Genomic DNA, 18,194 nt, shown 5'->3' on the forward strand with positions numbered 1-18,194 from the left:
CTGTTGTTGGTCTCCTATTCAATTAAAAAGTAAGGTAAGTCAAAATAGTGTTTCTGCTCACCGTCACTCGAGTCGCTTGACATTCGTTTACCACCCCCTCTAAAGTTAGCAATAAGCGTAACAAACTATTTTTTCAAAGTCAAGAGTCATCGCTTTCAAAAATGAAAAGTGACTGGCTTCTTCACAAAAAAAGCCGCACGACAACGATTTATTGCCGTGCAGCTTCCTTCAGTACATTCTCTTCAAGCCCAAAGGCACGCCTTAAAGCTGATCCAGTGCCTCGCTGATCGGTGTTTCTCCTGCTTGGACTTTGATGACTTTTTGATAAGTTGCTGGACGCTCCAGCATTTCACCCAACAAGACGGCGACATCCTCGATCGGGATCGCACCAGAGGTCGTTTCACTGATCTCAATCAAACTAGATCCTGGAGTTTCTTTCAACGCACCCGGCTGCAAAATCGTATAGTCTAGTGCGGTATTGTCGATCAGCCAGCGATCAGAGAAAAATTTGGCGATCGTGTAATCCATCAATGACGCCATGCCTTCCCTTTGCCACTGTTCAGGTTCTAAGGCATAGGCTGAGCTAAGGTGGATGTAGCGTTTAATTCCTTTTGATTCGGCGGCTTGCATCACTTTGACCGCACCATACAGATCGGATTGCAGCAAGTCTTTGCCTCGGGAACCCGCCACGAAGTATACCGCTTCCGCATCTTCGAATTTCGCCGCCATCTCTTCCGGTTCCGTGTGTAAATCAAAGAACACGGGCTTGATCGTCTCCGTTTCTGTGATTTTCTCACTGCTGCGCGCACCAGCATAAACGATGTGTCCTTGTTTTTCTAGAAAGTCGATCAATTTTTGACCTACTCGTCCAGTAGCACCAACGACAAAAATTTTCATTTTCTTTGCTCCTCTCGATTCTTTTTCCAACTCTTGCTAGTATCATCGTAGGACAAAAACCAAGATCCAACAACTATTCTGTTCCTAAACGAAAGGGAAAAAGGCACAGCACAAACCAATTCTTGCTATTTTTCCCCATAGAAACCCATGTTTTTAAAAAAACACCCAAAAAAATGAAAAAAATCTTCTCAAACGATTGACAAAGCCTTGACTCTTTTGTAGACTAGGTAGAAATAATTTAAATATTTAGAAAATTCCAAATAAAGAAAAGGACGGTGGCGTATATGACCTGCACCAATGATAGCAAACGAATTCTTTTATTATTATAGTCGGGACTGTTTGATTTTATACATTCAAAGAGTCCCTATTCACATTGCATCCAAAAAGAAGATCAACTTCTTGAGATGGAGTGTTTTTTTATACCCATTTTCAAGGAAGCGGCCTTTTGCAAACTGACACATTGATGTCAGATAGATCCAAAACGCTCGTTGAACAACTGCTGCCGATTCCCCGCGGTTATGCACTGCACTTATTCTAAAGACCCCTTCTGTTTGAACACTTGATTGGTCAAGCAGAAAAAGGAAGGATGATTTTTCTTATGAAAACCGTCAACACGATCGCTGCTTTTGTAAACAAGTATTTGATCTATATCATGATTTTATTGATGATCGTCTCTTATTTTTTCCCGCAACCCTTCTTATGGATTCCGCCTCGTACAACGATTCTTTTGAGCATCATCATGTTTTGTATGGGGATGACTTTAAACGTTGCTGCTTTTAAAATGGTCGTCTTACAGCCTAAAGCATTCATCTTAGGGGTGCTTTTCCAGTTCACCATCAGTCCTTTGGTGGCTTACGGCTTAGCGCAGCTGTTTGGTCTTTCTTCCGGTTTGATCATCGGGTTTGTCCTACTAGGTTGCGTTTCTGGTGGAACCGCCAGCAATGTCATGACCTTTATCGGCAAAGGCGATGTCGCCCTCACCGTTTCCATGACCACGGTATCGACCTTGTTAGCGACCGTCGTTACCCCCTTTTTGGTTTACATCTTGGCTGGTCAGTATACTGAGATCTCCTTCTGGGAAATGCTCTTGTCTGTCTTGCAGATGGTGCTTTTGCCGATCATTTTAGGGGTGATCGTCCACAAACTCATTGCCAAGCACATCGAGCGATTTCTGCAATCATTTGTGTTGATTTCTTCCGTTAGTATCTTATTGATCGTTGCCGGAACTGTCGCTCGCAACGGTGCCGTGATCGTCCAATCTGGCTTGATCGTGATTTTCTTAGTCTTGCTCCATAACTTGATCGGCTACGGCGCAGGCTATGGTCTGAGCCGTGTGATGGGCGTCAGTGCCACCCAAGCCAAATCCATCATGTTTCAATTAGGGATGAAAAATACCGGCCTAGCGATCTCGTTAGCCAATGCCCACTTTGCCGCCATTGCTGCAGCCGTTACCCCTGCCGCAGTCGGCATGGTGATCCATCAAATTACCGGACCAATTTTAGCCAATCTCGTGGCCAAGAAAGAAGGAAAACAGTATGAGTCAAAGTATCTTTTTGCCAAACTACACAATCGGGGCGGACGCCTACGAAAAAGTAAATGACATCGTAAAACCATACGGCACCAATGCCGTGATCATCGGCGGAAAAACCGCCCTTGAAAAAGCCGAAGACAAGATCAAAGCCGGTTTAACGTCAGCAGTCAAAGTGACGGATACCTTGTGGTACGGCGGCAACTCGACCTATGAAAACGTCGATCAGCTGTTAGCCAATCCAAGCGTCCAAGCCGCCGATGTTCTATTCGCCGTTGGCGGCGGCCGCGTTTGCGATACCGTCAAAGTGGTTGGAGAAAAAGCAGGCAAACCAGTCTTCACCTTCCCAACGATCGGCTCCAACTGCTCACCAGTCACCGCGGTCTGTGTCATCTATAAAGAAAACGGCGAGATGCAAGGGCTGTTTTTCCCTTCGCAGCCGCCAACCCATGCCTTTATCGACAGTGAAATCATCGCCCAAGCCCCCGACAAGTACTTATGGGCAGGAATCGGCGATGCCCTCTCCAAAGAGATCGAGTCAACGTTTTCAGCGCGGGGCGATGAGTTAGACTACACCGATGGGTTAGGCATCCAAATCGGCAAAATGTGCACGGAACGCTTATTGCAATACGGCACACAAGCCTTGAAAGACAGTGCCGCCAATCAGCCATCTTATGCCATTGAGCAAGTCGTCTTGGATATCATCGTGACTACCGGCTTAGTTTCCGTCTTAGTCATCAATGATTACAACTCCGCCCTTGCCCATTCCTTTTACTACGGAACGACCGTTTTGGAAAAAATGGAAGACTATTTACATGGTGCTTCCGTTAGTTACGGTGTTTTGGCCTTGTTGCAGCTAGATCAGCAAGAGGCCCTCTTCCAGCGCATCTACGCCTTTATGAAGGAAAACAAACTGCCGGTTTGCTTAGCTGATATGGGTCTTAACGCCACCAGCGACCTTGAGGCAATCTTAGATAAAGCAATGACCACCAATGATATCGTCCACGTGCCTTATGAGATCACGCGAGAAATGTTCAAACAAGCAATCTTAGACGTAGAAGCCTACCATGCCAAACAAAACCAAGCGTCATTGGCAGCCGCCAATTAAATGAACCCCTCCAGCAACGAATTGCTGGAGGGTTTTTGTATGGCTTTTTTTTCTCTTACGTTTGATTGCAGTCGGTTTGGATTTCATAAAAAATATTCATAGCAAGTTCATACGATACTACTCATTATCTAGGTCTTTAGAAAATATTAAAAAGCACAATCAGCCTATGATACGACTGAGAGACTGCTTACCTCCCTAATTATCTACTTGTGAATAAAAGCGCATTAAAAAGCAATCCTTGTTATACTTATAAATAACACGAAGTCCTTAGGAAAAGGAGGAACCCTCATGACCCGTTACCAACGATTTCGCTTTGCTCATTTAGGCGCTCTTTGGATGCTGGGCTTACTCCTCACTGGCTGCAGTGCGGATACAGCACCGATTGAAGAACAACCGACTACCAACACCGCCACTTCTTCTGAACCTGCGATTTCCTATGAAACCTTTCCACTGCCGCAACCGATCTTAGACGGGGAAACCAGTGTGGCGGAAGCTCTCTTCGAGCGGCGCTCGCAACGAGATTTTCAAGACACGGAGCTAACACAAGAACAGCTGGCACAGCTTTTATGGGCCGCTGCCGGTGTCACTACAGAAGATGGTCGCCGGACAGCGCCTTCGGCTGGTGCCTTGTATCCCTTAGACCTCTATGTCGTGGTCACACAGGTAACGGGGCTTGAGCCAGGGCTTTATCTGTATCAACCTGAGCAACATGCCTTAGAAAAAATCCTTGCTGGTGATTTTCGGACCGCATTGGCGGAAGGTTCATTGGATCAGCAAGCGATCCAACAGGCACCTGCCACATTGCTTTATACAGTGGTTTATGAACGACTGATTGAGCGCTATGGGGACCGAGGAATCGAACGCTATGCCTATATCGAAGTCGGTCATTCCGCCCAAAACGTCCTTTTACAAGCCCAAGCGTTAGGCTTAGGCGCTGTGCCGATCGGCGCCTTCACGGATCATGAACTCAAAGAATTATTACAACTGCCGACGGAAAATGAACCCCGCTATTTGATTCCAGTGGGGGTTATTGAGTAGCGCTACTGAATAACAGAGCCCATTTTCGTAGGATTGTCAGTCTTTCATTAGAAAACGGCAACTGGCAAGGTTGATTTTCCCAGCAAAACCAGTAGAATCGAAAAACCACCTGCAAAAACAGCAGGTGGTTTTTCGATGGACTTACAGTTTGTATGCTCGGACTTCTTCTGGTATTTCTTCTAGCGGTAGCTCTTTTACTACCGCTTCGGTGCCTGCTTCCATCGCCGTATCGTAGTACCAGCATTTGTATTTGATCGTATTCATCGTTTCTTGCAAGGCTGCCATTTGCTTTGTGACTTCTTCCAAGCGTTCATGAAACAGCTGCTGCCGTTTCTGCAAAGACGCATCGCCTTCCTCGCCCCAATCCAAGAAATTCTTGATGTCTTTGATGGGCATGCCGGTATTTTTCAAACAATCGATCACTTTGATCGTCGCTACTTCTTTTTCTGAAAACACCCGAATGCCGCCATTGCTACGGGCCATATTCGGAAACATTCCTTCTCGATCGTAGTAACGTAGTGTCGAGATGGGGATGTTAGTCGTTTTTGATACTTCACCAATCGAGTAACTCACTTGCATCGCTCCTAAAAAAGTTTTGTTTATCGCTTGACCTAAACCTAACTTCAGGTTCTACAATAAAAATACACCGCAAGCACTGTACTGTCAATCACCCGTCATCTCGCAGGTTTGGGTTTGGCAGCAGCAGGATTCGATGAAAAAATCATTCACTGGAGGAAAGACAAATGACAGAAATCAAAGAAAAAGTTATCGTAATTATGGGAGCCTCTTCAGGAATTGGGGAAGCAACCGCCGTTAAGCTAGCCGAACAAGGGGCAAAAGTAGTAATCGCCGCCCGCCGTGAAGAGCGCATCAAAGCACTGGCTGAAAAACTAGGAGAAAATGTCTTGTATCAAACAGCCGATGTCACGAATCGCGAACAAGTCCAACAAGTCATTGATTTAGCCATGACCTCCTTTGGTCGGATTGATGTCCTTTTCAATAATGCTGGCATCATGCCTCAAGGAAACTTGGCAGAGTTGAACTATGACAGCTGGCAAAAAATGCTGGATATCAATATCATGGGGGTATTGAACGGGATCGGCGCTGTGCTGCCCATCATGCAAAAACAACAAGACGGCTTGATCATCGCCACTGACTCAGTTGCTGGACATGTCATTTACCCGGGATCTGCCGTGTACAACGGGACAAAGTTTGCGGTTCGTGCAATCATGGAAGGTTTGCGCCAAGAAGAACGTGAACATGGCATTCGTTCCACCATCGTCTCTCCGGGAATGGTCTCCACGGAATTGTTTGAAACCGTAGGTAATGCTCAACTAGAAGCAGCCTTGAAAGAAACCTCTCGCGTAGAAGGCAACAGCCTAACGCCAGAAGATGTAGCAAATGCAGTGGTTTATGCCATTCAACAGCCCAAACATGTGGCGATCAGCGAAGTCTTGCTGCGCCCAGCAAAACAAACCGTTTAAGCTATTTCTACTAGCCCGTGAAACCTGCTATCCGCCTGAGGCGATCGCAGGTTTTTTTGTCGTCAAATCCCGCCGTTCCCCTAGGAAAAATTACTTGTTTTTCTTGTAACACCCGCTTGTCCGAGTAATGTAAACCAATCGTTGCTTTATGTAAACGACTAGGTTCTGTTACTACGGGGGAAATTTTTTTATACTTAGTACAAAGCTTCCGTATAAAACGACCAATCAGAAACGAACCTACCGTATTTCTCTTATTTATGAATAGCCGAGCATGATTGATATCCCGCCTTCACCGTTGACTTGCAAGTATTATTAGCTGTCCTCTTTTAGTACTTGCTTTTTATAAAAGAATGGAGTGAGTGTATGAATGTGAAACAGCTACTCGTCATTGCCGAGCAACGAAGAAACATCACGAATCAGAAATTGACCTATGCAGAAAACTTCTTGGCGGCCGGCTACTCTGCTGCCGAATTGCTGGCAGACGAAACCTTTCTCGAATTAGAGCGAAGGGAAACCCAACTGATTGCAGAACGCAATGCTATCTTTTACGAAGAAGTCAGCCACAATTAATCTCCCCTGTCCAATTGTAGGCGACGAAAAAGCGAAGGATCAGCAGCACCTTCGCTTTTTTCTATCCCCCTCAAAGGCGTCCTTTGCCTTGAGGATAACGCTGCTTGATCGTCCAATAAAACAGCCCTGCAAAGAAACTGCCGAGAATCAGGAAATTCAAACCGTATAGACAGTAGAGGAAGAAAAAGTTCAGCTGCCCACTGCTCCAAAAGCCTGTGATTCCCATTAAAACCAGACTGTTGACGCATCCTGTCAACAGACAAACCATGCGACTGCACTCCAAACTTTGTAATAAGTATTTTTTGATTTCATATAACGGACTGACGAGCATTATCCCCAGCATGATTGGCAAAATAGCTGGCAACAAGTCTAAAACAGCGACATCTGTAGTAAACAACTGGAAAAAAGCAGAACGAAAGCCCCAGATCAGACTGACGATTCCAACATAAGCCACGAAAGAAGAAGCGAAGGCACTTTTTCCCACTGCTAAAATCTTCTGACGATTTTTCTGACCATTCGCCTCACTCGCAAAGACGGTCACTGCGTTGCCATACATCAAAGCAGGCAACCGTGCGATCATCAATCCTTGGCTGCCGATCGCATAGGCGGCCAGCGTACTAACACCCAACCGTGAGACGAAAGCTTCAAAAGCAATAATAAAGACTAAGCCTTCAAAGCATTCCTGAATCATTAAGGGGATCGATTTTTTCAATAAAAAGGCGCGTTTTCGTGGTCTTTGTTTTAGCCCTCTTGCTAGACTTTCTCTTAAAAGAACCCCATAAATCCCCAGCAAGCACAAAGTCGCAAGCATATTTGCGATGCCACTGCCTAAGACCCCCATGGCGGGAAAACCGAGATTGCCGTTGATCAATAAATAGCTAAGCAACACCTGTACCAACGCACTAATGATCGAAACACCGAGGATGTAGTTCGTTTTCTTTTCAATTTTTAAAAGGCTAGTAAAAACAAACGTGACTAACGTAAGTAAAATATAGGGGGACATGATTGCAAGATACAACGTCGCAGTTCCTAGCAGCTCCCCGCTAAATCCGTAAACAAGCTGTAAAATGTCTCGTCCAAAAAGCAGGAAAATCAGCAAAAAGCTCACACCGATCGCGACTACTAGAAAAAGAACCGACGACAGATAATCATTTAACTGCGTCTCTTCTCTTTGCCCGACTGCCTTTGCGCCATAAATATTAAAAGCCAGCCCAATCGCACCTAAGATACCCGCAAAAGCATAGAGAAACCCGTCGATCAGTGCGATCGCCGCCAGCGCTTCCGTGGATCTTCTTGAAATAATCGCTAAGGAAACTTGTGCAATAATGATTTGAAACAAATTGGAAGCAATCAAAGGCAATGTAAAAGACTGTATTTTTTTGTTCAAGAAGCTCTCCTCTCTCATTCGTCATAACTGCGCAACACCCACTCGCTTATTGTGATTTTAGTCACAAGAAAAGCGATCGTTGGTCGCTATAAATACTCAACGACCCATCGGGCGTTTTGACGTTTCTCCCTCCATTTAACCATACAGCCTTCTCGGTGTATATTCCTTCGTAATTAAAAAACAAAACATCCCGACAAGCTCCGCTTATTTCCTCCATTGGTGTCGACAAGCAATCACTGATGAAGAATAAAAAGGTTCAGAAGAACATACTGCTCTTCTGAACCTTTTCTATGGGATGATAAAAAACGCGACAAACCTTTCAAAAATCCCGCTATTTCTTCACGATCAGCTGAACGGCTTGATCGATTTTCTGCTTTTGGGTTTCCGTGTCGCTGTCTGGATTTTCCAAACAATTTTTCAAATTCTCAGCGACAATGATCCCCATAATACGGTTGACGCTGGAACTGACGGCGGACAATTGCGTGATGACATCGACGCATTCTTTCTCGTCTTCGATCATTTTTTGAATCCCCCGCAACTGGCCTTCGGTTCGTTTTAACCGATTCAAAATATCTTTGTTGCATGCGGTCATCGTTTGATTTCTCCTCTCCATGCTGACATGCCGCCGAGGACATTGGTCACTTGAAACCCTTGCTGGTTCAAAAACTCAGATGCCATTTGTGAACGAGCCCCTGAATGACAGATGACATAGTAATTTTTATTCTTCTCTAAGTCGCTGATTTGTTCCGTCAGCTCGCTCAACGGTAGGTTTTGTGCTGTTTTGATGTGTCCTTGTGCAAACTCATCAACTTCTCTGACATCAAGGATCTCAAGCGCCTCACGTTTTTCTTTTTGGGTAAATTCCTCCATAGATATTGCTTTAATCATGAATAATCATCTCCGGCTTAATAGTATTATACAACGAAAAGGCACCATCGAGGTTTTGACAATTGATGCCCGCTTGTTTTAAGATGCGTTCGGCAATGTAGCTTCTCAATCCGCTATGACACGTAACAACATACGAAACACTTGGATCCAATTCAGACAACCGATCTCTCAATTCATCTAACGGAATGTGGAGCGCCTCTTGAAAACGCCCATTATTGGCTAATTCCATCTCTGAACGAACATCCAACAACTGCTTACCGTTTTCTAAGGCCTCCGTCAATTCGTGCCATTGGATATTCTCACTGATTCCTTCTGCCAGATTGATCGCTGCATAGCCAATCATATTCACTGGATCTTTCGCTGAGCCAAAAGGCGGCGCGTAGGTGAATTCCAGTTCAGGCAAGTCAAAGATCGTTAAGCCGCCTTTGATCGCTGTTGCCAAAATATCGATCCGTTTATCGACCCCTTTGGCACCGATACCTTGCGCACCATAGATGTTTCCAGTGTCAGCATCAAAAATCAGCTTTAAATAAATATCCGTCGCATCAGGATAATACCCAGCATGGTCTTTGCCTGAAAGATGAACCACCTGAGGATTTAGCCCCGCCAGTTTGGCACTACGCTCACTCAACCCAGTGGACGCTGCGGCAAGATCGAATACGCGCACGATCGCCGTCCCAATACTGCCTTTGTTTTTGCGAGTCAGTCCTCCCAATACATCAGCCACTTGCCGACCTTGGCGATTGGCTGGTGACGCCAAGGAGATCAGCGTGTCTTCGTTAGTGATTTGTTGTTTCACAACGATGGCATCTCCCACCGCGTAAATATCTTTCTTGCTGGTTTGGTATTGCTCATCTACCAGGATACCCCCCCGGTGTCCTAATTGGATACCAGCACGTTTCGCCAAATCCGTTTCTGGTTGGACACCCACCGAAAGAATCGTGATGTCTGAAGCCAGAACCGTTCCATCCTCCAGAACGATTTCTTGCCCTGCTTTTTCAAAAGCGGTCGCTGACTGCGAGGTCAAAACATTGACCCCTTGCTTGATCAATTCATTTTTGACATACGCCGCCATTTCTTCATCCAAAGGTGGCAATACGTGGGGTGCTTTTTCCACGATCGTTACTTGTAGGCCTTTTTTATGTAAATTTTCAGCGACTTCTAACCCAATAAACCCAGCGCCAATGATCGTCGCTTTTTGAGGCTTTTTGTCTTCAAGATGTGTCATGATTTGGTCTAAGTCAGGAACATTGCGCAAAGAAAAGGCGTTGGTTGCTTCTTCTAGCCCTTTGATCGCTGGTACTAGCGGTTTTGCCCCCGGTGATAAAATCAACGCATCATAAGATTCCGTGAAGACCTGTTCGCCATGTTTGACCGTGACCGTTTTCTCCTCCGGATCGATCGCCAGCACTTCATGAAGAGGCCGCACATCTAGGTTAAACCGTTTTTTTAATGCCTCAGGTGTTTGGACCAATAAGGCATCTCGCTCTTCGATCTCACCAGAAATGGCATACGGCAGTCCACAATTCGCAAAAGAGACAAAAGGACCTTTTTCAAAAATAATGATCTCCGCTACTTCTTTAAGCCGACGTAAGCGCGTTGCTGCAGACATTCCTCCTGCTACCCCACCGACAATAACTATTTTTTCCATCGTTACTTTCCTCCTTTGGTTGTTCCCCGCCATTGATTCATGCCACCGCGAACATTGACCACATCAAACCCCTTTTTATTTAGGATTTTGGCTGCTTGTTTGCTTCGCATCCCTGATTGGCAAATGACTGCCAGTTTCTTGTCACCTTTTTGAGTGAAGCCCGCAATCTTGTTTAACGGTACATTTTTGGCGTAGGCAATGTGTCCGCTACGGTACTCCGCCGGCGTGCGAACATCCAGAACCGTCCATTCTTTGGCTCCTTCTTTTTGTAAATCTGCTGTTGACATACTTGGTATGCGTTTAAATAATGAAAACATTTCTTGCTCCTCTCTTATACCCCTCGGGGTATATTAAACAAGATGTTTCCCTATTTGTCAACTAAGTGATTTTCTTTAAGAAAAGAAACTTGCTGTTGCGTTGCTCCCCACTCGATACTCTCGACAGCTGTCAGACAGCTACCGATCAAGCAGCGAAAGACCAGTATCACACATTTCCCTCCCATCGATCACAATGCTATAATAAAAGAAAAGATACACTGTAAAAATAACACATATAAAATCGTTTATTTAGCAGCTGATTGCTTCGGTTATTAAAGATGATTGGCTCCCGCCCTAACCAAGAGCGGACAAAAAAAGCGACGCAAGCACCACTTTCCCTTGATTTATCAAGCAGCAAGCCCTGCTTTCTTGGAATCAGCGTGGGTTTCGACTATGCTTAAGTCACATCAGCGAAAGGAAAAAAAGATGGAATTTGGCGAAAAAATCAAAGAAGTACGCACAAGAAATAACTTGACCCAAGAACAATTTGCCACTCAATTACACGTGACGAGACAAGCCGTTTCGAACTGGGAAAACAATCGCAATCTACCAGATTTAGAAATGCTGATTGCCATCGCCACGATTTTTCAACTCTCGCTTGATGAATTGATTTTAGGAGGAACTCAAGTGAACAAGATCACTGAAAAACTAATCAAAGACGGCAGCGAGACTCGACGCGCCAAACTCAATTTGATCACGACCTTGATCGGAACATTTTTACTACTATTCGGCTTTGCCTGCTTCTTCATCAAAGCAAGCTCCGTAGAATACATCGATCAATCCGGCATTTTACATGAAAATTTCTATCTAATCCCCGTAGGATTTTTGTTCCTATTGGCTAGTTTCGTAGTATTTGCGGGAACCGGGATCAATTATTTTCGAGCTGCTAGAAGAAAATGACGCGAAAAAACTCGATTCCAGATGATGGAATCGAGTTTTTAACTTTTGTTTAATAAAGAATAGTCCCTTCAATGAACACTGCCTTCAACAAAGCAGCATTTCCAGACTCTAACAGATGATCCACCCCTAAACGAAAATAGTCCCACAGTTAGCTATTCACCGCTTAAAAACACAATTTCTAGGCACAAGATCCCCTTTCAGATATTCCGATATTTCAAGTAAGAGGCACGTAAGTTCTCAATGTTTTCTTCATAGCGTTCTTTAAAGAATACAGAGTAGATGGAATCAAACAAAAATTGAAAAATGATCGTAATCGCAAAATCAGCGATCTTGTCTTTTTCATGATCGATCGGGCCTACTACGAGGTTGCGATCACCATGATGATTGAGTAAGTGGTCATCAGATGAGCTGATGACCACCATTTTCACTTGATTGCCTTTTAAAATCTTTGCTAGCTCCAAGTGACGCTTTTGAACAGGATGATAGGAAGCATATATCGCAATGTCTTGGGTGCCTGCCGATTGTGCAAGTGAAATTTTTTGATAGAGATTTGCAGGAACTGTGACTCTGGCACCACAGCTTTCCATTCGATCTTTAAAAATTTTTGCTACATGAAGCTGTTCATCATCGACAAACACAATAATATTGACAGCATGGATCAAGTCCACGGCAATCTGTTGCAGATCTTTGACACTGATAAAAGTCGTTGCCAAAAATAACGAGCGCTCGTACAAATCTCTTAAATTTGAGATGACGGTAAACGCAGAATCTGTTTTTCCAAATGGAATATTCAAATCTACTTTTTTATCTGCATGCTGTAATTGATCGGCATAAGAGGCAGTGACCATTAATTTCAATTCATTCAACCCGGAATACCCCAACTTTTTGCAAAAACGATAGATGGTAGCTTTAGAAACAAATGCCAATGAACTGATCTCACGAATGGTCATCTGTGTAAAAGCAACTGGGTCCTTATTAATCAAATCAATAATGTTGTGTTCTGTATCAGACAAATATTTAACACAATTCAGTTTTGCAAATAAATTCATGACTATATCTCCCAAACGATTTTGCACCGAACGATTTCTGGTCTTTTTCTAAACGCAGAGTGTCTCCCATGCTCATATAAGGTTGTGTTTTACTTTTTTCACTTTATTTAAATGATGATTCATCAAGGCGCCGATCAAATTCGCGTCATTTCGAAACTTGCACGGAACGATCTTCGGCACTGCAAGATGATATGTGTGTTTCTCTTTCAACCGATCAATGCTTTTTTCGATTTCTTGGATAAATCGTTTTTGCTCACTGATTCCGCCCCCGATAGCAAATGTCTCGGGATCAAAAATATACTGCAGGTTGAACAAATGAAGAGCGATCGTATCACAATACTTTTCTAGAACGCCTTGCAGTTCTTTGTCGCCTTCTTCAATCAGTTGAAACAGCAACTCACCACTGAGCGTGCCTTTTTCCATCCCTTTGACTCGTTCTCCTTCACTAACCAGCGACAGAACACTGCCAGAAGCACCGAAATAAGCGGCTGGTTGATGGTACGCATCGGTTTGCTGGACAAAACTAAACTCGCCAGCGATCCCGCTGCTGCCGCGATGTAGGCGATTATTGATGATCAGTCCACCGCCGACACCAGTGCCAAAGACCAAGACGATGCCATGATCTGTATGCGCCAGCGCTCCGACCCACGATTCTGCCAATGCCGCGCATTTGCCGTCATTTTCTACCGAGATTGGCAAATCAGTGAATGTATGAAAGAGATCAACGATGTTTGTCTGTTCTAAAAAGGTCAGCACACCAGCGGTATGGGCATAACCGTTGAAAACATCAATTTTCCCCGGCATACTGATGGCGATACCATCGACTTGCCCTTCGAATTGCCGAAAAATTTCTTCGACAGCGACTAAAAAGCAGGCTTTCTCTTCAAGAGGTGTTTTTACTTTCCCTTTGAAGAAAATCTCACGATCCCCCGTCATTAAACAGTATTTGATGTAACTGCCTCCTATATCATAAACAAGATAATTCATTGTTTACCCAACTTTCTCAAAAAATATTTCACCTCGGAATATATGATATCTTCCGAGGTGATAACCCATTATCGTTTTTGCTTTGCTAACCAGTGAAACAACGACTGGGTTTCATTCGCAATCTCACCATTAAAAACTGGAATCCATGCCCAATGATCATTGTATCGATATGGTTCGCCCGTATCGTCCTGATAGTCGCCTGTTTCGTCTGTTACTGCATCCAGAGCAGTCAAGTGAAGCTCAGGATGGTTCATCGCTTGTAGCGTTTCATATAATGGCTGACTATGCTCGTTAAAGGAAACGACTTGATCGTGAATGCCATGAGTCAACCAAAGTGGGATCTTCTTGAGGCCTTCAAGTTGTCTTTGATCGAGCCATTGTGTCTTATAGGCCTGACAAATAGGAAAAGCTGCCGCGAAAAAATTGGGCTTTCTTAAAAGCAGATTGATGGTCATAAAGCCGCCATTGGAGCCGCCGCCTAAATAGATCCGCGTTGGATCGAACGTTTCAAAGGTCTGAACTGTTTCATCAATCAAACGGCTGACAGCTCGGGTATACTTGCTGGTGCCATCTTGAGTGTAACCGCCGCTTCCATCGTTCATCCACATATCTGGCACTTGAGGAACCAGAACATAGGCGCCACCAAACATCGCTTGTACTTCGGGATCAGCCCAAGCAACCACTTTATTGCCCAAAAGCGCAATTTCAGGATCGGTTCCGCCTTCGCCCGCGCCGTGCAAAAGAATGATTAGGGGATGCTTCCCTTTATCCTTCGGTTCAAAAAGTGCATGGTGTAAAGTGATCTCACCAAACTCAGCATCTTCATAAAAAAATTCTTTTTGCAGAAATTGCTCGGTCCCTTCATAAACGGTTTCTTCAAACTGTTGGTTCGTCAAAACGAGCTCGTTCAAAGAAGAACCATTAATACACAGAGGATTCTTTAGCGTGATCGTATACATCGTCTGTCGCTTTTGATTCAAAAACAGCTGTGGATTAAAGACAAAGGGTGATGTCAACGGGGCATCGGGATGAACCTGCAACGCCAATGTAACGCACGTCGTCGGCAGATCGACGGGTTGCTTTTGTCCTGTCGAATCAGATAAATAAGCCTCTTTGAGTTCGATCTTGCCTTTTATCTGCTTTGGCATTTTCGTCGACCAATCAAAGCCTTCTTTTTCTCCTAGTACTTCAAAAAACGAGGCATCTACTTGCTCATCGATCACTTGTCCAAAATCAATCACAATTTTATGGTTTGCCGGTCCCCAATCGTATCCTTGGCAATGGACGGAATACGTAATCTGGGTAGGTGTATCAGTCTCTGTCTTTGTCATAAAAAACCTCCAGGTTGAATCAAGACTTTGCTTGGATCGAGGTGCCATTAGACTCAATCACTTTTTTGTACCAGTAAAAAGATTTTTTCTTTTTGCGGGCAAAAGTCCCTTTTCCAGCATCATCCAAGTCTACATAAATGAACCCATAACGTTTTTTCATTTCCCCTGTTCCTGCAGATATGATATCAATACAGCCCCACGGTGTATAGCCCAGTAGTTTCACGCCATCATGTACAACCGCTTTGATCATCTGCTCAATATGGGCGCTGAGGTAAGCGATACGCGCATCATCGATGATCTCGTTTTGTTCGTTAAAAGTGTCAAGTGCGCCTAAGCCGTTTTCTACAATAAACAACGGCAGCTGGTAGCGATCATACAATTGGTTCAATACGATCCGCAAACCTGTCGGATCAATCGGCCACCCCCACTCCGATTCCTCTAAGTAGGGATTCTTTACCGCTTCCATCATATTGCCGCGGCTCGTTTTTTCTTGTTCTTTTGTGGAGATGACCGCTGAATTGTAGTAACTAAAAGAAAGAAAATCGACCGTCCCTACGCGTAAAAGATCAAGATCATCTGATTCCATGACCAGCTGCCAGCCGTTTCGTTCATACTCCTTCAAGGCATATTCAGGGTAATACCCACGGCATTGGACATCACTATACAGATATTTGAACATTCTAGAAACTTCGATTTCCCGCATACTGTCGTTTGGATTACAGGTTTCTGGGTACATACCAGCACTGGCAAGCATCATTCCAATTTGAAAATCGGGATTGATTTTTTTGCCTTCAATCACGCAGCGGGCACTAGCAAGAAAGACATGATGCAATGCTTGCGCCCTTTTTCCTAAGTCTTTTCCTTTGATCCCTAAAAAAACATAGCCATTCAAAAAATTGATTTCATTGAAGGTGATCCAGTACTTCACTTGCTCTTTAAAACGATCGAACAGCAAAACCGCATAGTCCAGAAAATCTTCAATCGTACGCCGATCCAGCCATCCTTCACGACTTTCAGCTAAAGCCAGCGGCATATCAAAATGATTTAAGGTAACGATTGGTTCAATGCCGTATTTGAGCAGTTCATTGAAGATCCTTTCATAGAAGAGAATTCCTTCTTCATTAAGCGATTCTTTCGTTCCATCAGGAAAAATCCGTGTCCAGCTGATCGACATCCGATAAGCCTTGTAGCCTTGTTCAGCAAATAAAGCAATGTCTTCTTGCCAATGATGGTAAAAATCTGTGGCGCGATGGCTAGGATAATACTGATTTTCGTCTAAGTATCCTTGGCAATCCGCTGGCATTCCTTCATACATAGAAATGTTGCGGATTTTGCCTTGCGCATCTTTCACAGTAAGTTGACGGGGCTGTTCCTGACTGCCGCTGGTAACAATATCCAATGTAGATAGTCCTCTGCCTCCTTGATCAAAGCCCCCCTCATATTGATTGGCGGCGGTAGCGCCGCCCCATAAAAATCCTTCTGGTAAACTCATGTTATTGACTGATCCTCCTGTCTTTCTTTAGACCGCCTCTGTGACTTTCTCTGCCATAACCTCATCTTCAAGCGCTTGCTCTTCCGCCAATGCCAGCTTGTCGGCTTTTAAGAAAAACGGCAAGTAGATCAACCCATTGATACAAATCGCAATGACTACCGCAATCACACCTTTGATCCCGATGGTCAAGATCGGTCCAATGAAGGCTGGCATGATCCAAGGCAGTGAGATCGAAGGATTCAGTGTGTCATACACCCCAAGATTGTAGCCGATGATCCCTATAATCCCATTCACCAAAGAAGTACTGACCATCGGAATAAAGAAGATCGGATTCAACATCAGTGGCAAACCAAACACTAATGGCTCATTGATGTTAAAGATCGCTGGTGCCAAGCTGAGTTTCCCAAGAGTTTTATAGCGCTGTGATTTCGAAATAAAGGGAATCAGCAACGAGATTCCTAAGGTATTGCCCGCACCTCCAAGTGCATAAAAAGCCATCACCGCTGAAAATGCCAAATGCGGCATCGGTTCTCCCTCCATAAACGCCGTTAAATTGGCAACCCCTGTAGCCATTAAAACCGGCAAGTAAATACTGAGGATCGTATTGGGATGGATCCCAAAAAACCAGAAGATCGAAATAGTGATCATAAAAATAATCGCCGAGATCGGTGTTGCCCCCAAGTTCATAATCGGTGCCCCGACCACGCCATTGATAAAATCAAAATAATCGCCCCACGCAGTTAGACTAAAGCCAATGCGGGTTAAGCAAACAAGTACAAATATAATAATGGCAATAAAGGTCGGTGAAAGCGACTGGGCAACCATTGGTGGCACCGAGTTTGGCAGTTTAACGACCAAGCCTTTTTTGTCCAATACAGAATACAAGCTCGATACTAATAACGCAACGATCATCCCACCGAAAATACCATTACTACCGATATAGTCAAAGTTTAGTCCGGCTACTTCGCCCCCATCATAGGGAATCACTTGTGGCATCAAAACGAAAAACGAGGCCAAGGATAATATCCCACCGGTCACAGGACTTGATTTTCTTTCATTGGCATTATGATAGCCAATCATAAACGTCATATATAATGCAGTGATTTCCATCGTCACTTTGATGGTGGCACGCATGTGTTCATCGATTCCAGTTTGCGCTAACCAAGCCAACCAAGGCTCAACGGGCAGATTGACTAAAATAGCGATCAGACTAACCCCCAATGTCAATGGCATGGTAGACATCGCCCCATATTGAATCGCTCGAATCGCTTTTATCTGACTAATTTTCCCCATTACAGGCATTATTCGATCATTGATGATAGATTTTGATTCACTCATATTTTTCCTCCCTGAAAGAAATTGGCTTTCAATCACATCAAGTTTCTCCGGATAAAACTCTTGTAACCGATTTCAATATCTCGTAATTTATTGCTTATTTCAATAGGAAGGACTGAAACTGAGACGTTTGTTTCACGATTCGTCATGAGATAGCGCGGAACATGAAAAAGAGGTCTCATTGTTCCCCGCTTCTTCAAAAACTATCTTCTGAAGACACGAGCAGCTCCTA

At 44.3% G+C, this 18,194-nt stretch carries 18 protein-coding genes; 6 read left to right on the plus strand and 12 right to left on the minus strand.

Annotated elements, in window-relative coordinates; all coding sequences use genetic code 11:
- Positions 1-261: 261 nt before the first annotated feature.
- Positions 262-897, minus strand: a complete 636-nt coding sequence (locus IGI86_RS16140; protein ID WP_142437237.1) for an NAD(P)H-binding protein — start codon at positions 895-897, stop codon at positions 262-264.
- 598 nt (positions 898-1,495) lie between these two features.
- On the opposite strand from IGI86_RS16140, the gene IGI86_RS16145 reads away from it, so the two are divergent.
- From IGI86_RS16145 to IGI86_RS16155, 3 genes are all read left to right on the plus strand, one after another.
- On the plus strand, positions 1,496-2,497 hold the full coding sequence (locus tag IGI86_RS16145) for a bile acid:sodium symporter family protein (protein WP_005233246.1): 1,002 nt from the start codon (positions 1,496-1,498) through the stop codon (positions 2,495-2,497).
- Positions 2,433-3,533, plus strand: a complete 1,101-nt coding sequence (locus IGI86_RS16150; RefSeq protein WP_086298798.1) for an iron-containing alcohol dehydrogenase family protein — start codon at positions 2,433-2,435, stop codon at positions 3,531-3,533. Before IGI86_RS16145 ends, IGI86_RS16150 begins: the two co-directional genes overlap by 65 nt.
- A 288-nt stretch (positions 3,534-3,821) precedes the next feature.
- On the plus strand, positions 3,822-4,571 hold the full coding sequence (locus IGI86_RS16155; protein ID WP_430617542.1) for a SagB/ThcOx family dehydrogenase: 750 nt from the start codon (positions 3,822-3,824) through the stop codon (positions 4,569-4,571).
- Between the two features lie 141 nt (positions 4,572-4,712).
- Here the strand turns inward: IGI86_RS16155 and IGI86_RS16160 are convergent, their stop codons facing one another.
- Positions 4,713-5,150: a MerR family transcriptional regulator gene (locus tag IGI86_RS16160; protein ID WP_016620288.1), complete on the minus strand. Its 438-nt coding sequence runs from the start codon at positions 5,148-5,150 to the stop codon at positions 4,713-4,715.
- A 164-nt stretch (positions 5,151-5,314) separates the two neighbouring features.
- On the opposite strand from IGI86_RS16160, the gene IGI86_RS16165 reads away from it, so the two are divergent.
- On the plus strand, positions 5,315-6,055 hold the full coding sequence (locus tag IGI86_RS16165; protein WP_008380252.1) for an SDR family oxidoreductase: 741 nt from the start codon (positions 5,315-5,317) through the stop codon (positions 6,053-6,055).
- 363 nt (positions 6,056-6,418) lie between these two features.
- Complete coding sequence (locus IGI86_RS16170; RefSeq protein WP_008380254.1) at positions 6,419-6,625, plus strand: hypothetical protein; 207 nt, start codon at positions 6,419-6,421, stop codon at positions 6,623-6,625.
- A 70-nt stretch (positions 6,626-6,695) separates the two neighbouring features.
- Here IGI86_RS16170 and IGI86_RS16175 read toward each other — a convergent pair whose 3' ends face one another.
- From IGI86_RS16175 to IGI86_RS16195, 5 genes are all read right to left on the minus strand, one after another.
- Positions 6,696-8,012, minus strand: coding sequence for an MATE family efflux transporter (locus tag IGI86_RS16175; RefSeq protein WP_430617543.1), 1,317 nt, complete (start codon positions 8,010-8,012; stop codon positions 6,696-6,698).
- 331 nt (positions 8,013-8,343) lie between these two features.
- Positions 8,344-8,604, minus strand: a complete 261-nt coding sequence (locus tag IGI86_RS16180; RefSeq protein ID WP_005230585.1) for a metal-sensitive transcriptional regulator — start codon at positions 8,602-8,604, stop codon at positions 8,344-8,346.
- Positions 8,601-8,900 (minus strand): rhodanese-like domain-containing protein, encoded by a 300-nt coding sequence (locus IGI86_RS16185; RefSeq protein ID WP_430617544.1) that lies wholly within the window; start codon positions 8,898-8,900, stop codon positions 8,601-8,603. Before IGI86_RS16185 ends, IGI86_RS16180 begins: the two co-directional genes overlap by 4 nt.
- Positions 8,893-10,551, minus strand: a complete 1,659-nt coding sequence (locus IGI86_RS16190) for an FAD-dependent oxidoreductase (protein ID WP_005233231.1) — start codon at positions 10,549-10,551, stop codon at positions 8,893-8,895. Before IGI86_RS16190 ends, IGI86_RS16185 begins: the two co-directional genes overlap by 8 nt.
- Positions 10,552-10,553: 2 nt before the next feature.
- The gene (locus IGI86_RS16195; RefSeq protein WP_008380263.1) at positions 10,554-10,868 is read right to left on the minus strand and encodes a rhodanese-like domain-containing protein; all 315 of its coding nucleotides are present in this window, start codon (positions 10,866-10,868) and stop codon (positions 10,554-10,556) included.
- Between the two features lie 426 nt (positions 10,869-11,294).
- Here IGI86_RS16195 and IGI86_RS16200 point away from each other — a divergent pair, with 426 nt between their 5' ends.
- Entirely contained in the window at positions 11,295-11,768 is a 474-nt protein-coding gene (locus IGI86_RS16200) for a DUF3955 domain-containing protein (RefSeq protein WP_052533231.1), read from the plus strand.
- Between the two features lie 197 nt (positions 11,769-11,965).
- Here the strand turns inward: IGI86_RS16200 and IGI86_RS16205 are convergent, their stop codons facing one another.
- The 5 genes from IGI86_RS16205 to IGI86_RS16225 form a co-directional block, all read right to left on the minus strand.
- The gene (locus IGI86_RS16205) at positions 11,966-12,817 is read right to left on the minus strand and encodes a MurR/RpiR family transcriptional regulator (protein WP_086372426.1); all 852 of its coding nucleotides are present in this window, start codon (positions 12,815-12,817) and stop codon (positions 11,966-11,968) included.
- Positions 12,818-12,889: 72 nt separating this feature from the next.
- Positions 12,890-13,804, minus strand: coding sequence for an ROK family protein (locus IGI86_RS16210; RefSeq protein ID WP_016620279.1), 915 nt, complete (start codon positions 13,802-13,804; stop codon positions 12,890-12,892).
- 68 nt (positions 13,805-13,872) lie between these two features.
- On the minus strand, positions 13,873-15,135 hold the full coding sequence (locus tag IGI86_RS16215) for a prolyl oligopeptidase family serine peptidase (protein ID WP_430617545.1): 1,263 nt from the start codon (positions 15,133-15,135) through the stop codon (positions 13,873-13,875).
- Positions 15,136-15,154: 19 nt separating this feature from the next.
- Positions 15,155-16,627 carry a glycoside hydrolase family 1 protein gene (locus tag IGI86_RS16220; protein ID WP_144330802.1) on the minus strand — a complete coding sequence of 491 codons (1,473 nt, stop codon included), beginning with the start codon at positions 16,625-16,627 and terminating at the stop codon, positions 15,155-15,157.
- Between the two features lie 27 nt (positions 16,628-16,654).
- Positions 16,655-17,965: a PTS sugar transporter subunit IIC gene (locus IGI86_RS16225; RefSeq protein ID WP_086298816.1), complete on the minus strand. Its 1,311-nt coding sequence runs from the start codon at positions 17,963-17,965 to the stop codon at positions 16,655-16,657.
- Positions 17,966-18,194 lie beyond the last annotated feature (229 nt).

This window comes from Enterococcus sp. AZ188 (assembly GCF_050544075.1).
In the GTDB taxonomy this organism is placed as follows: domain Bacteria; phylum Bacillota; class Bacilli; order Lactobacillales; family Enterococcaceae; genus Enterococcus_D; species Enterococcus_D entomosocium.